Here is a 15,130-nt window from a genome sequence, read left to right as displayed (position 1 = left end):
CGAGGGCGTCCGACCCGGCGTCAGTCCCGGATCAGCCGCTTCAGCATCGGCGTGGCCAGGAACAGCAGCACGCCCGCGCCCAGGCCGATCCACATCATCTTGGTGAACACATCGCCGTACACGGCCAGCGCTTCGGCACGGCTCGCTTCCGGGGCGATCTCGGCCCACGTGCCCATGCGGCCGGCGATGATTTCGCCGAAGGCCGAGAACAGGAACCACGCGCCCATCATCATCCCCACCGCGCGCGGGATGGACAGCGAGGTCACCGCCGACAGGCCCACCGGGGACAGCACCATTTCGCCCAGCACCAGCACGAAGTAGGCCAGGATCATCCACCACAGGCTGACCGTGGCGGTGTCGCCGGCATTGGCCACGGCAAAGGACAGCACGCCAAACGCCAGGCCACAGAAGACGAGGCCCCACGCGAACTTCGCCGGGTAGCTCGGGTTCAGGCCCAGCTTGTCCAGGCGCGGCCAGACCCAGGCAAACACCGGGCTCAGCGCGATGACGAACAGCGCGCCGATGGCCGTGGTCTGGCCGGCAGTCCACTCGACGCCGAAGGTGGTGCGATCCATCACGCGATCGGCCATCGCCACCCACGGGCCGTAGGTCTGCTCGTACAGGCCCCAGAACAGCGCGCTCACGGTGATCAGGGTCATCAGCATCACCATGCGGCCCTTCTCGGCGTGGCTGATGCCGGAGAACAGCAGGCGGATGAACCAGATGTACAGGCCGGCGCCCAACAGCACCGCGACGACTTCGGTCAGCGTCACTTCGTGGCCGCCAAACAGCGCGGACAGCGGTCCAAAGTTGATCCGCGTCTGCAGCACCTGCCACACCACCAAGGTCAGCAGCAGGCCGCCGAGATAGATGGCCCACTCGCGGGAAAGGCCGCCCAGCACCGGTGCCTTGAGCGCGGCCGGATCTGCAGGTTCAGCATGGCCGAGCAGATGCTTGCGTCCCCACAGGAACTGCACCAAGCCCAACGCCATCATGATGCCGGCCAGCGCGAAGCCGTAGCCCCAGCCAATCTTCTCGCCAATCCACGCCACGATCAGCGACGACAGGAACGCGCCGACGTTGATGCCCATGTAGAAGATGGTGAAGCCCGAGTCGCGTCGAGGGTCATTCACGGCATACAGGCGGCCCACGATGGTGGAGATGTTGGGCTTGAGGAAGCCCACGCCCACGCCGATCAACGCCAGCGAGAAGTACATCACCTGCACGGCGAACGCATCCTGCGTGCCGGCGCCCTGGGTGCCACCGGCCGCGTGGCCGGTGTAGGCCATGCCCAGCTGGCCCAGCACCAGCAGTACACCGCCGAACACCACGGCCTTGCGCATGCCCAGGTACTTGTCCGCCAGCAGCCCACCCAGCAGGGGCAGGGCGTAGGCCAAGCCTGCGTATGTGCCCAACAGCAGGTAGCCGTCGGTGTCGCTGAAGAGATGGTGCTTGGTCAGGTACAGGAAGAGCAGGGCCTTCATGCCATAGAAGGCAAAGCGTTCCCACATCTCGGTCAGGAAGCAGACGTACAGGCCCTTGGGGTGGCCCATGAACTCGCCCGTGGAGGGCAGGGGTGCGGTGGTCGTGGCTGTCACTAGGGGCTCCGGGCCAAACGGTCGGGCGAGTATAGCGGCCGCGTGTCTGCGGGCCGCATACGGTGGATTGCCCGCTCGGTGGCGCATGCTGCAGTCGCAGCATGGCCCCGGGTGCTTTGCGAACCGCTACCGCGACGGCCTACCATCGCGTTTTCGCCCGTCCCTGGATCCGCCCCCATGACGCTCCGCCATGCCCTCCTGCCGTTGCTGGTCGCAACCGCGCTTTCCGCCCACGCCGCTCCGCGCGGTCTTGACGTCCGCGACCTGGCGGCCATGGACCGCTACTCCTCGCCCACGCTCTCGCCCAACGGCCGCATGGTGGTGTTGGCCAAGCGCGTGGTCGACCTGCCCGCCAACAAGTCGTCCACCTCGCTGTGGATCGAGGACCTGTTCGCGCGCGACGCCGCGCCGCCCAAGCGCCTGACGCCGGAAGGCTGGAACGTCAATTCGCCGGCCTTTTCCCCAGACGGCAAGACGGTGTACTTCCTCAGCGGCAAGTCGGGTACTTCCCAGCTGTACGCCATTGCGGCCGCGGGCGGCACCCCGCGTCAGATCACCGATGTCCCCGCCGACGTGGGCGGGTTCCAGATTGCGCCGGACGGCAAGCGCGTGGCGTTCAACACCGAAGCGTTCGCCGAGTGCGGAACCGACCTGGCATGCACCAAGCAGCGGCTGGACAAGGACGGCGAGCGCAAGAGCACGGGGCAGGTGTTCGACCGCATGTTCATTCGCCACTGGGATGCGTGGAACGACGGCCGCCTCAACCGCGTGTTCGTCGCAGCGCTGCCGGCGGCGGGCAAGCCGGCCGTCACCCAGGCCACCCTGGTGGGCGGCGACGTGATCGGCGACGTGCCGTCGCGTCCGTTTGGCGACAGCAGCGAATACACCTGGGCGCCAAATGGCAAGACCCTCGTGTTGAGCGCGCGCACGGCCGACCGGGCCGAGCCGTGGTCCACCAACTTCGACCTCTACCAGGTCAATGCCGATGGCAGCGGCAATGCACGTAACCTGACGGCCGATAATCCGGCCTGGGACACCGGCGCGGTGTTCGCACGCAATGGCCAGAAACTGTTCTACCGCGCAATGAAGCGTCCGGGCTTCGAAGCCGACCGCTTCGCACTGATGGAAATGGACCTGACCAGCGGCAAGCGCCGTGAAATCGCACCGAAGTGGGACCGCTCGGCCGACAGCATCACACTCTCCGCCGATGGCCAGACGATTTACACGCCGGCCGGTGACATGGGCCAGCACCCGTTGTTTGCCGTGCACGTGGCCAGTGGCGGCGTGACCAAATTGGTGGGCGATGGCTCGATTGGGTCGGTGCAGCTGGCCGGCCCGACGCTCGCCTTCACCCGCAACAGCCTTAAGAGCGGTGACCAAGTCATGACCGGCGGCATCAACGGCGCACCGTTGCGGGCCATCACTCCCAGCGCGGGCGAGATGCTCAAGGACGTGGCCTTTGGCGACTTCGAGCAGTTCAGCTTCAAGGGCTGGAACGGCGACACCGTGTACGGCTACGTCGTCAAGCCGTGGAATTACGAGGAAGGCAAGAAGTACCCGGTGGCGTTCCTGATCCACGGTGGTCCGCAGGGCAGCTTCGGCAACGGCTGGAGCTACCGCTGGAACCCGCAGACCTACGCGGGTCAGGGCTACGTGGCCGTCATGATTGATTTCCATGGTTCCACCGGCTACGGCCAGGCCTTCACCGACGCCATCAGCCAGCACTGGGGTGATCGCCCGCTGGAAGACCTGCAGAAGGGCTGGGCCGCCGCGCAGAAGCAGTACGCCTTCATCGACGGCGACAAGGCCTGCGCGCTGGGCGCCAGCTACGGCGGCTTCATGGTCAACTGGATCGCCGGCAACTGGAACGGGCCGTGGAAGTGCCTGGTCAACCACGACGGCGTGTTCGACCAGCGCATGATGGGCTACGCCACCGAAGAGCTGTGGTTCACCGAGTGGGAGCAGGGTGGCACGCCGTACGACGTGCCGAAGAATTATGAGCAGTTCAACCCGGTCAACCACGTCAAGGACTGGAAGAAGCCGATGCTGGTCATCCACGGCCAGCAGGACTTCCGTATTCCGGTGGAGCAGGGCATCGCGGCTTTCACCGCGCTGCAGCGCCAGGGCATCGACTCGCAGTTCCTGTACTTCCCCGACGAGAACCACTGGGTACTCAAGCCGCAGAACAGTATCCAGTGGCATGACACGGTCAATGCCTGGCTGAAGAAGCACATCGGGCAGTGACCCGCTGAGGCGCCTGGTCCGGGACTCGCCCGGGCCAGGCTTCAGTTTTCCGCGGGCTGGCCGTTGATGGGGCCAAGTCCTCCGCTGACACGGACGCAACCTGATCGTGCGCGCCAACCCGGACATCCTGCCAGCCTCGCCTGCCGTCCAGGGGGTTCTGTTGGTGGACAACTCCCCGTCGTTTGCGGGGATGGTCGCCGCGCGCGTGGAAGAGCGCCTCGGCCTGCCGGTGACGGTCGCGGGGACGCTGGCCGAGGCGCAGGGACATTTGCATAATCCCGAGCGCTATTTCCTGGCGCTCACCGGGCTGGTGCTGGCGGACGCGGACACAGACGCCATCCTCGACTGCTTCGCCAAGGCCGGGGTGCCCACGGTCGTGGTGTCCGGCGTTTACGACGACGAGGTCCGCGAGCGCGTATTGGGCCGCAACATTGTCGACTGCGTGCTCAAGAACATGCCGGGCAGCGTCGATTACCTCGTGTGGCTCGCTCGGCGCATCGAGCGCAACCGGCACATCGCCGCGCTGGTGGTCGATGACTCGGCGGCCGCCCGTGCGATGGCCGCGTCAATGCTCGCGCAGTATGGCTTCGAAGTGCTGGAAGCGGCCGATGGCGAGTCCGCCTTGCGCACCATCGCCAACAATCCCCGCGTCCGCATGCTCATCACCGATTTCGAAATGCCGGGCATGAATGGACTGGAGCTGGTGCGTCGCGTGCGCGCCATGCACGCCCGCGACCACCTGGCGATCATTGGCGTGTCCGGCAGCGGCAGCCAGGCGCTCGTGGCCCAGTTCCTGAAAAACGGCGCCAATGATTTCCTGCACAAACCGTGGTCGCGCGAAGAGTTCTTTTGCCGCGTCTCGCAGAACGTGGACAACCTGGAGTTGATCGGCACACTGCACGACCTGGCCACCAAGGACTTCCTGACCGGCCTGCCCAATCGGCGCCATTTCTTTGAACGCGGCGCGGAACTGTTCGCTGGCGCTGGCGAGCAAACCCTGGTTGCCGCGATGCTGGACATCGACCATTTCAAGCACGTCAACGACACCTACGGCCACGACGTGGGTGACCTGGCGATCCAGGCGGTGGCCAACGCGGTCATGCGCCACGCCCGCGAAAACGACTTGCCGGCGCGCTTCGGCGGTGAGGAGTTCGCGTTGATCGCGCCCGGGCTTTCAACGGACGAGGTCATGGGCTCGCTCGATCAGTTGCGCGAGACCATCGCGGCCATGCGGATCCCGTTGCCCGATGGCCGTCACATCGGTGTGACCGTCAGCATCGGGGTGTCCGTGAACGGCACGAGCCTGTCGGAAATGATGTCCGAAGCGGACCGGTGCCTGTATGTCGCCAAGGCCAGCGGGCGCAACCGGGTCGAGGCGTGCCTTCCGGCGACCTGCCCCGGCTGATCCACTCCCGGGGGCCGTAAGGGCCAAGTGGCATGAAACGGTTGACGGGCCGCGCCACAGCAGTGTGCCGGGCGCTGGCTGCCGACGGAACGCGTGCGGACACTAAAAAACCCCCTGGTCTGGCCAGGGGGTTTTCGGGTCATGCTCAGTTGAGCGGGCAGCCCTCGGGGCCGTTGTTGATGCTGTCGAAATAGGTCGCGCGCGTCAGGATGGTCGGCCGCCACTGGGATTCCAGTCGGTCAACGGTGCTGCCGATGATCTGGGAAGGATCGTCCTCGAAGGCGTTGCCCAGAGCCTCCGCGTTGAGCAACGAGGCCACGGCCGCGCGCAGGAGGATCTGGGTGGCGCCTGCCACGCCTGGACCGCCACCGTAATTGAGCGCCTCAAGGAACGTGTCGTCCGGCACGTAAGTCTCCGGCGTGGTCTCAAAGACATCCCGCAGCAGCGTGTCCGGGCCATAGGGGAAGGGCCAGGAGTCGAAGTGCTGCTGCTGCTTCCAGTAGCCGGGTGTGCAGCCGTAGTCGCCATTCCAGGCCAGTGCGTTGCCGGAGGCAAGCGACAAAACAAGGGTGGCAGCGACACCAAGGATCGCAGAACGTGTGTTCATGGGAGGAGGCTCCATTCGTGGTCGGATATGCGCCTCCCCCGCCTTCGGCCGTAACGCGACCCCATCGCGTGGCGTGAAGGAAGCTGCATAGTGGGAAACGAAGGGGCCTTCGTCTTCCGGTCGACTCAAAACAGCCTCACCCATGCGGGGGAGCACGCTCCCCCGCGGGTGGTCCTTCAACAGCAGCGGAAGCCGCCGCCGCCATACCGCGCGTCCTGCCGTTGCCGGAAGAACGTCGCGTAGTCCGGGATGGGGCGTTCCGGATGCTTCTCCATCAGGTGCCGGACATAGTTGTCGTAGTCCGGCACCCCGCAGCACAGTCGCGCCGTCTGCACCAGCCGCCGCCACACGCGGCGGATTTGCTGGTGCTCGCTGGCGGGGACGAGTGCAGTGCCCATCAGAGGTTCATCTCATGCGGCTTCAGCGCCACGTACGCGGTTTCGCGGTCGGTGCGCTGGCTTTCGCGGCGCGCCGCCAGGATCGACTTCACCGAGTACACCAGCACCGCCAACACCACGAACAGGAACAGCGCGGTGAGGCCGGCATTGATGTAGTTGTTGATCATCACCTGCTGCATCGCGCCCATGCTCTTCGCGGGGGCGATGATTTCGCCGGCGGCAATGGCGGCCTTGTACTTGTTGGCCTGGGCCAGGAACCCGATCGCCGGCGTCGGGTCGAAGATCTTGATGAAGCCCGCCGCGGTGGTGCAGATCAACAGCCACGTGGTCGGGATGATCGTGACCCACGCGTAGCGGTCCTTCTTCATCTTGAACAGCACCACCGTGCAGAGCATCAGTGCGATACCCGCCAGCATCTGGTTGGCGATGCCGAACAACGGCCACAGCATGTTGATGCCGCCCAACGGATCGGTCACGCCCTGGTACAGGAAGTAGCCCCACAGCGCGACGCAGCCCGCCGTGGCCAGCACGTTGGCACCCCACGACTCGGTCTTGCGCAGCGCCGGCACGAAGTTGCCCAGCAGGTCCTGCAGCATGAAGCGGCCGGCGCGGGTGCCCGCGTCCACCGCGGTGAGGATGAACAGCGCTTCGAACAGGATGGCGAAGTGGTACCAGAACGCCATCATGCCTTCGCCCGGCAGCACCGCATGCAGGATCTGCGCGATGCCCACCGCCAGCGTCGGCGCACCACCGGCGCGCGAGAGGATCGACGCCTCACCGATGTCGTTGGCGGTCTGCGACAGCACCTCCGGCGTGACCACGAAGCCCCACTGGGTGATGGTCTGCGCCGCACCCACCGGGTCGGTGCCGATCACCGCGGCCGGGCTGTTCATCGCGAAGTACACGCCCGGGTCAATGACCGAGGCCGCCACCATGGCCATGATCGCCACGAACGATTCCATCAGCATGCCGCCGTAGCCGATGTAGCGGGCATGGCTCTCGTTGGCCAGCAGCTTGGGCGTGGTGCCCGAGCTGATCAGCGCATGGAAGCCCGACACCGCGCCACAGGCGATGGTGATGAACAGGAACGGGAACATGCCGCCCTTCCACACCGGGCCGGTGCCGTCGGTGAACTGGGTCAGCGCCGGCATGCGCAGGTCCGGCATCACGATGAAGATGCCGATGGCCAGGCCGACGATGGTGCCGATCTTGAGGAAGGTGGACAGGTAGTCACGAGGCGCCAGCACCAGCCACACCGGCAGCACCGCCGCGACGAAGCCGTAACCGATCAGCATCCAGGTGATCTGGGTGCCGGTGAAGGTGAATGCCGGGCCCCATTCGGGATGCGCGGCGACCTTGCCGCCCAGCCAGATCGAAAATAGCAGCAGGATGATGCCAACCACCGAGATTTCGCCGATCTTGCCCGGGCGGATGTAGCGCATGTACACGCCCATGAACACCGCGATCGGGATGGTGGCCATCACCGTGAACATGCCCCACGGGCTTTCCGCCAGCGCCTTCACCACGATCATCGCCAGTACCGCGAGGATGATGATCATGATCAGGAATGCGCCGAACAACGCGATCGTTCCGGGTACCTGGCCCATTTCCTCACGCACCAGGTCGCCCAACGAGCGGCCGTTGCGGCGGCTGGACACGAACAGGACCATGAAGTCCTGCACCGCGCCCGCCAGCACCACGCCGGCAATCAGCCACAGCGTGCCGGGCAGGTAGCCCATCTGGGCGGCCAGCACCGGCCCGACCAGCGGGCCCGCGCCTGCAATCGCCGCGAAGTGGTGGCCGAACAGCACGTGCTTGTTGGTCGGGACGTAGTCCAGGCCATCGTTGTTGACCACCGCCGGTGTGGCACGGGTGGGATCCAGTCCCAGCACCTTGTTGGCGATGAACAGGCTGTAATAGCGGTATGCGACCAGATAGATCGACACCGCCGCCACGACGATCCACAACGCATTGATCTGCTCGCCGCGTCGCAGCGCAAGCACACCCAGACACACGGCGCCCAGAACGGCCAATGCCGCCCAGGCCAACCTGGTGATTCCACCCTTCATGAAAAAGTCTCCCAATGGACTTCGGAAGGGTCGCCCCCGCGCCCCGGGGGGTCAATCCGCAGTGCGGCATAAACCGTGCGACTTTGGTCTAGCGACCGACCAAGGTCGCAAGCCGCCCGCGGCCATGTCCGGGGCGGGCACCGCGCGGGCGGCACGGACGCCCGCGTATTACAGCCAGCGCGCTCGCTTGAACATCCGGTACAGCACCAGGCAGGTCACCGCTACCACGCCAATCAGGACGGGATAGCTCCATCGGCCCGCCAACTCCGGCATGTGGGTGAAGTTCATGCCGTACCAGCTGGCAATCAGCGTCGGAGCCGCCAGCAGCGCGGCCCATGCACCCAGCCGCTTCACCACTTCACCCTGGTGCACCGTGACCAGCGACAGGTTGACGCTCAGCGCCGCCGTCAGCATTTCACGCAGGGTGTCGGTGCTCTCGTTGATGCGCACCGCGTGATCATGCACATCGCGCAGGTACAGCTGGATCTCTTCCTCGAACAGGCCGCCGCGCGACCGCGCCAATTGGCCCAGGATGTCCTGCAGCGGCGCCACCGCCATGCGCAGGCGGGTCAGCTCGCGCTTGAGCTCGTACAGCTCACGCACGGTGGTGGGACGGAATTCGTTGGCGAAGATGTCCTGCTCGAGTTCGTTGAGCTCGTGGTTGAAGCCGTCAACGATGGGCAGGAAATTGTCGACCACCATGTCGAGTACTGCATACAGGGCTGCGCCCGGGCCGTGCCGCAGCAAGTCCGGTTCGCGCTCCATGCGCGCGCGCGCGGCCGCATAGCTGGATGAGGCGCCGTGGCGCACCGTCACCAGATAGCGTGGCCCCACGAACATGTGGGTTTCGCCAAAACGGATGCGGTTGTCAACGGTCTGCGCAGTGTGGATGGCGATGAACAGCGAACTGCCATATGCCTCCAGCTTGGGGCGCTGGTGGGCCTTGTGCGCGTCCTCGATCGCCAGGTCGTGCAGGCCGAATTCCTCCTGCAGTTTGACGAGGATGTCTTCGCTGGGCTCATAGAGACCCAGCCACACGAAGCTGCCGTCATCGACGGCCAATACGTCGCTGATCGCGTCCAGCGAGATATCGCGCCGCGCGCCATCGCGATCGTAGGCGACACAGTTGATCACGGATTTGGGCAGGTCGACGCGGCTCATGAAACCCGATCGTGAAGCGTACAGGGCGCAGACACAAGGCGTGCCCGAAGAGGGTCAGGCGCGGCGCAGGCCGGCCAGCAATCCCAGTTGGATGGGCAGCAGCAGGGCAATCCAATGGGCGTTGCGCTGAGGTGCCAGCGGCAGCCAGTGGGCAAACAGGCCGGCGACCGCCAATACAGCGGTCACCACCAGCACCCGGTTGAACCACACGCCCGGGTTGCGTCCGCGCACCAGGCGCACGCCGCCCGGGAGCAGCACCCATGCCAGCGGGCTCAGCAGGAACAAGTTGTGGTTGGCCCAGGCAAACCGGTGCTCGGTGCCCCACCACAGGAACAGCAGCAGCGCGCCTACCGCGCCCGCGAGCGTCCAGAACGGCAGGGCGACGGCCGCGGTCGCGCGCGGGTAGCGGCGTCCGGCCCAGGCCAAGCCGCCGCCCAGCACCAGGCCGGGCAGGGCCCACTGCCACCAGCGAAGCGCGCTTTCCTGCGGTTCCGGCGCCAATCGGTGAGGCAGTATTTCATGCTCACCGCGGACCACCGGCCGGCCGTCGGCATGCTTGACCTCGCGCAACGCCGTCGCCAGTCGCATCGGCACGAAGGCCTCTTCCCACAACGCCAGCGGCGCGTCGGCGGCCGGGCCGAGGCCGACATCGAACCCCAGCCACATCCAGAAGTCCGGCGACGCCAGCCGCATCGCCTCGCTGCGGTACGTGTTGCCTCGGGAACGGCCTTGGAGCTGGTCCCGCAAGCGGCCGTGCAGCGCGCGATCCAGGGCATCGCGCACCCGGGTGGAGCAATTGTCGAGGAAGTAGTCGTACCGGTAGCGCGCGTTTTCCGGCCGCGCGTTGTCCGCCAGTGCCGCCGCCAGTTGGCGCGCGTCGTCGGCGGGCAGGTCGAGCCATTGGATGCTGACGCCACGGCCTTCGGCCTCGTAGGTAGCCAGATCCCGGTCGACGGGCAGGGCGACCAGCTGGTAACGCATGTCGCCGCGAACGAAGCGCGAGGTGAAGTCGGGCTCGTCCAGGTCGAAGAAGCCGAAGTTGTACGACGTGCCGACCCGAGTGACCGGGTCAATGACGACGATTGCGTCGTGGCCGAACCGCTCCCAGAAGATCTCGCCGGGCAGCATGGTCATCATGCCGATTTCAGGCGCGGGGCCGCTGGCGGGGCTGACGGGCGCGGGCGCGGGCGCGGCGGGCAGCGTTGGTCGAGTGGCCGCATCGTCCGCCGGCGCGGCCAGCGCCGCGCCTTGCAGCAGTGTGATCCCTAGCAAGGCGACCGCCAACAACGCCCGCACGCGGGCCGCCCAGCGCATCACGCTTGCTTTGCCCGCCCCGCGGGCCGAGCCCTCACGCGTCACCCAGCACGCCCACGTGGAAGGCATGGATACGTCGCGCGTCGGCGCTGGCCACGCGGAACACGAAGCGGCCCAGCGTCAGCTCCTCGCCGGCCTCCGGCAAGTGGCCAATGGCGGCCACCACGAGGCCACCGATGGTGTCGTACTCGTCGTCGTCGAACTCGGCCTTGAAGCGCTCGTTGAAGTCGCCGATCGGGGTCAGCGCATCGACCACGAACTGGCCGTCGGCCTGCGCCGCGATCAGCGCGTTGGGGTCTTCGGCGTCGTCATGCTCGTCATCGATGTCGCCGACGATCTGCTCCAGCACGTCCTCAATCGTGACCAGGCCGGCCACGCCGCCGTGCTCGTCAATGACGATGGCCATGTGGTTGCGCGACTGGCGGAACTCGCGCAGCAGCACGTCCAGTCGCTTGGATTCGGGGATCAGCACGGCAGGCCGCAGCAACTCGTGGATCGTGCCCGGGCCGTGGTCGGCCACCACCCCGCGCAGCAGGTCCTTGGCCAGCAGGATGCCGAGGATTTCGTCCTTCTCTTCGCCGTGCACCGGGAAACGCGAGTGGCCGGATTCCACCACCAGCTTCATCAGGTCGAGGAGCTTCGCGTCGGCCGGCAGCGCAACCATCTGCGAGCGCGGGACCATCACGTCGCCCACCGTCAGGTCGGAGACGGCGATCGCGCCTTCCATCATGCGGAGGGTATCGGCGGCGATCAGGCCATCGGCCTGGGCATCGCGCAGCAGCTCGACCAGGTCTTCGCGGGTGGTGGGCTCGCCGGACAGCGCGGAGCTGATGCGTTCGAGCCAGGAGCGCCGTTCCGGCGCGTGGGAGTGACTACTGTCGTCCTCGGACATGGGGCATGGTCAGGTCGCCCCCTGGGGGATGGGGGCATTCAGGAAGTCTAACGCGGTTGGCGGACGAAGCGGTGAATCGAGCCGGACCCCTGCCGGGACGTGTCCCGGCGGCTCCCTCGAAGCGCGACTTCTTCAGCCCGCGACCGCGTACGGATCCTCGATGCCCATCGCCGCCAGGATCTCGCGCTCCAACTGCTCCATGCACTCGGCCTCGCGATCGTCCTCGTGGTCCCAGCCCAGCAGGTGCAGTACCCCGTGCACGGTCATGTGGGCGTAATGGGCGGCCAACGACTTGCCTTGTTCCTGCGCCTCGCGCGCCACGACCGGCGCGCAGATCACTAGGTCGCCCAGCAGCGGCAGCTTCACGCCTTCCGGCAAGCCTTCGGGCAATTCCGCCGGGAAACTGAGCACATTGGTGGCGTAATCCTTGCCACGGTAATGGTGGTTCAGTGACCGGCCTTCCTTGTCGTCAACGATGCGGATGGCCAGGTCGGCCTCGCGGATGCGGCCTTCCAGTGCCGCGGCCACCCATTTGCGGAAACTGGCGGGGGCCGGGACACCCGCGCGCGGCAGGCCGTAGCTGATGGATACATCGAGACGAGTGGGGCCGACAGTCATGGCAACGAACCGTTGATGAGTGGGCGGAAGGTCAGGTGGCCGCGCCGGTCTGCGCGTCCTTGTCGTCGCGCGAGTCATACGCTTCCACGATGCGCGCGACCAGCGGATGGCGCACTACGTCGCGCGCCTCGAAAAACGTGAAGCTGATGCCCTTCACCTGCCGGAGCACGTCCAGCGCATCCTTCAGGCCGGACTTCTGGTGGCGCGGCAGGTCGATCTGGGTCATGTCGCCGGTCACGACCGCAGTGCTGCCGTAGCCGATGCGGGTGAGGAACATTTTCATCTGCTCGATCGTGGTGTTCTGCGCTTCATCGAGGATGACAAACGCGTCGTTAAGCGTGCGTCCGCGCATGTATGCGAGCGGCGCGATCTCGATGACGTTCTTCTCCAGCAGCTTGACCACCTTCTCCACGCCCAGCATCTCATACAGCGCGTCGTACAGCGGGCGCAGGTACGGGTCCACCTTCTGTGTGAGATCGCCGGGCAAAAAGCCCAGCTTCTCGCCGGCTTCCACGGCCGGGCGGACCAGGATCAGGCGCTGCACGCGGCCCTCGTTCAGTGCTTCCACTGCGCTGGCCACGGCCAGGTAGGTCTTGCCGGTACCGGCCGGTCCGATGCCGAAATTAATGTCATGCACGGCAATGGCATGCAGGTACTTGGCCTGGTTGTGGCCGCGCCCGCGGATCGTGCCGCGCTTGGTGCGAATCGCGACCTCTTGCGGCTCGATGTCCTGCTCGACCACGCGGTCGGCATCCGCTTCGGCCAGCCGTAGGTGGATTGCCGGCTCATCCAGCGTCTCGTTGGCGGCATCCAGCCACAACTCGCGCAGCAGACGCTCGGCCTTGCCCACCGCCGCTTGCGGACCGACCACGCGGAACACGTTGCCACGGTTGGCGATCTCCACCCCCAGGCGCAACTCGATCATGCGCAGGTGGCCGTCGAACGGGCCACTGAGGTTGGCCAGGCGCTCCGCCTCAGGCGGATCGAGGGTGAATTCGGAAGTGGTTCGCGAGGACATCGTCGATGTGGTCGGGGACGGGCGCGTGGGGTGGCGCGCGCAGAGGGCCAGCTTGCGCCTGTCGCGGCTTTTTCGCAAAGTGCCGCGATCTTATCGTTCAGCAGGAAGCGGCTATGCGCGGATTCAGGCACTCACGAATCGGTCATGCGATCGCCTTGTCGCTCGTCGCGGCGGCGATGCCGGCGCATGCGGCTGAGGTTACGGTGCTCACGGCCGGTCGGATCCACACGATGGACACGGCTCACCCGCGTGCACAGGCGATGGCGTTTGACGACCGCGGCGCCATCCTTGCGTTGGGAGACACTTCGAGCCTGCTCAAGCAGTACCCCAATGCCGCGCGTATCGACGTGGGCACGGCCGCCGTGGTCCCTGGCCTGATCGACGCACACGGCCACGTGGCGGGCCTGGGCCTGACCCAGTTGCGCGCCGACGTGGTCGACACGCGCAGCAAGGCCGAGGTGCTGCAGCGCCTGGGTGCCTTCGCCCGTGACCTGCCGCCGGGCGCCTGGCTGCTGGGCCGCGGCTGGGACCAGAACGACTGGCCGGACAAGCAGTTTCCGACCGCCGCCGACCTCGACGCCGCGTTCCCCGACCGTCCGGTGTGGCTGCGCCGTGTCGACGGCCATGCCGCATGGGGCAACACTGCGGCCATGCGCATTGTGAAGCGCGACTTGCGCGGCGACTGGCAGCCCGACGGCGGCCAGATCCTGCGCGACGCCCAAGGCCGTCCCACCGGCGTGTTCGTGGACGCCGCGATGGATTTGGTCGAATCGGTGATGCCCGCGATGGACGAGGCCACCACCGAGCGTGCGCTGGTGCTGGGCATGCAATCGGCGGTTGCGCACGGACTCACCGGCGTGCATGACGCCGGCGTGTCGCTGTCCCAGTTGCACGCGTACCAACGTCTTGCCGACCGCAATGCCATGCCATTACGCGTGTACGCCATGGCCGATGGCGATGGCGCGGCCCTCAACGCCCTGTGCCAGAACGGCCTGTACCGTCACGCCGGCGGTAGGCTCGAAATGCGCGCGCTAAAGCTCTACGCCGACGGCGCACTCGGCAGCCGCGGCGCCGCGATGCTGGAGCCCTACAGCGACGACCATGCCAATAGCGGTCTCCTGCTGATGAAGCCGGAAGAGCTCGACCGGGTCGCGGCCAAGGCCCGCGGCTGCGGCGTGCAGGTGGCGACCCATGCCATTGGTGATCGCGGTAATCGCGACGTACTGGATGCCTATGCCAAGGCGTTGGGCACCACCGAGCCGGCCACGTACCGCTGGCGCATCGAGCACGCCCAGATCCTGTCGCCAACCGACCTGCCGCGGCTGGCGCCGCTGGGCATCATCGCCTCGATGCAGCCTACCCACGCCACCAGCGACATGCCGTGGGCCGAGGACCGCGTGGGCGCCAAGCGCATCGTGGGTGCCTACGCGTGGCGTCAGTTGCGTGACAGCGGCACGCGTCTTGCGCTGGGATCGGATTTTCCGGTCGAATCGGTGGATCCGCGGCTGGGTCTGTACGCCGCCACGACCCGCGCCGATGGCGCCGGCATGCCCGTGGGCGGTTGGCATCCGGAAGAAAAGCTGACTGCCTTCGAGGCCCTGCGTGGCTTCACCCTCGACGCCGCGTATGCCGGCTTTGCCGAAGCACGCGTGGGCAGCCTGGTCCCCGGCAAACGCGCCGACTTCGTCGTGCTGAAGCAGGACCCGCTGGCCATTCCCGCTGCCCAGTTGCGCAGCCTGGACGTGCAGGCCACCTACGTCGACGGCCGGCCGGTCTATCAGGCCAAGCCATAAGCCCCCCCAATTG

12 protein-coding genes are annotated in these 15,130 nt (G+C 66.6%); 3 read left to right on the top strand and 9 right to left on the bottom strand.

Translation table 11 applies throughout. The features are described 5' to 3' along the window. Window positions 1-20: 20 nt before the first annotated feature. Window positions 21-1,598, bottom strand: a complete 1,578-nt coding sequence (locus tag ACYVBS_RS05110; protein ID WP_460822227.1) for a peptide MFS transporter — start codon at window positions 1,596-1,598, stop codon at window positions 21-23. A gap of 177 nt (window positions 1,599-1,775) precedes the next feature. Between ACYVBS_RS05110 and ACYVBS_RS05105 the strand changes: the two genes are divergently transcribed. Beyond that, window positions 1,776-3,842, top strand: a complete 2,067-nt coding sequence (locus ACYVBS_RS05105; RefSeq protein ID WP_460822226.1) for a dipeptidyl-peptidase 5 — start codon at window positions 1,776-1,778, stop codon at window positions 3,840-3,842. A gap of 106 nt (window positions 3,843-3,948) precedes the next feature. Continuing rightward, window positions 3,949-5,247 carry a diguanylate cyclase gene (locus ACYVBS_RS05100; protein ID WP_460822225.1) on the top strand — a complete coding sequence of 433 codons (1,299 nt, stop codon included), beginning with the start codon at window positions 3,949-3,951 and terminating at the stop codon, window positions 5,245-5,247. A 145-nt stretch (window positions 5,248-5,392) separates the two neighbouring features. Here ACYVBS_RS05100 and ACYVBS_RS05095 read toward each other — a convergent pair whose 3' ends face one another. The 8 genes from ACYVBS_RS05095 to ACYVBS_RS05060 all read right to left on the bottom strand — a co-directional run bounded on the left by ACYVBS_RS05095 (window position 5,393) and on the right by ACYVBS_RS05060 (window position 13,324). Next, a complete protein-coding gene (locus tag ACYVBS_RS05095; protein WP_460822224.1) occupies window positions 5,393-5,854 on the bottom strand; it encodes a hypothetical protein in 462 nt (153 codons plus the stop codon). A gap of 176 nt (window positions 5,855-6,030) precedes the next feature. Then, window positions 6,031-6,252 (bottom strand): YbdD/YjiX family protein, encoded by a 222-nt coding sequence (locus tag ACYVBS_RS05090; RefSeq protein WP_460822223.1) that lies wholly within the window; start codon window positions 6,250-6,252, stop codon window positions 6,031-6,033. Continuing rightward, the gene (locus ACYVBS_RS05085) at window positions 6,252-8,321 is read right to left on the bottom strand and encodes a carbon starvation CstA family protein (RefSeq protein WP_460822222.1); all 2,070 of its coding nucleotides are present in this window, start codon (window positions 8,319-8,321) and stop codon (window positions 6,252-6,254) included. The genes ACYVBS_RS05090 and ACYVBS_RS05085 overlap by 1 nt, the downstream gene beginning before the upstream one ends. Before the next feature lie 168 nt (window positions 8,322-8,489). Then, the gene (corA, locus tag ACYVBS_RS05080) at window positions 8,490-9,482 is read right to left on the bottom strand and encodes a magnesium/cobalt transporter CorA (protein ID WP_460822220.1); all 993 of its coding nucleotides are present in this window, start codon (window positions 9,480-9,482) and stop codon (window positions 8,490-8,492) included. A 54-nt stretch (window positions 9,483-9,536) separates the two neighbouring features. Then, a complete protein-coding gene (locus ACYVBS_RS05075) occupies window positions 9,537-10,796 on the bottom strand; it encodes a lipoprotein N-acyltransferase Lnb domain-containing protein (protein WP_460822219.1) in 1,260 nt (419 codons plus the stop codon). Window positions 10,797-10,830: 34 nt separating this feature from the next. Beyond that, the gene (locus ACYVBS_RS05070) at window positions 10,831-11,688 is read right to left on the bottom strand and encodes an HlyC/CorC family transporter (protein WP_460822218.1); all 858 of its coding nucleotides are present in this window, start codon (window positions 11,686-11,688) and stop codon (window positions 10,831-10,833) included. A gap of 132 nt (window positions 11,689-11,820) precedes the next feature. Next, window positions 11,821-12,306: an rRNA maturation RNase YbeY gene (gene ybeY, locus ACYVBS_RS05065; protein ID WP_460822217.1), complete on the bottom strand. Its 486-nt coding sequence runs from the start codon at window positions 12,304-12,306 to the stop codon at window positions 11,821-11,823. A 31-nt stretch (window positions 12,307-12,337) separates the two neighbouring features. Continuing rightward, a complete protein-coding gene (locus ACYVBS_RS05060; protein WP_460822216.1) occupies window positions 12,338-13,324 on the bottom strand; it encodes a PhoH family protein in 987 nt (328 codons plus the stop codon). Window positions 13,325-13,554: 230 nt separating this feature from the next. On the opposite strand from ACYVBS_RS05060, the gene ACYVBS_RS05055 reads away from it, so the two are divergent. Then, window positions 13,555-15,117 (top strand): amidohydrolase, encoded by a 1,563-nt coding sequence (locus ACYVBS_RS05055; protein WP_460822215.1) that lies wholly within the window; start codon window positions 13,555-13,557, stop codon window positions 15,115-15,117. The last annotated feature ends 13 nt before the right edge of the window (window positions 15,118-15,130 follow it).

The sequence above is a fragment of the Lysobacter olei genome (genome assembly GCF_054777355.1).
The sequence above is the reverse complement of the archived record's forward strand: the minus strand, read 5'-3'. Positions and strand labels throughout refer to the sequence as shown.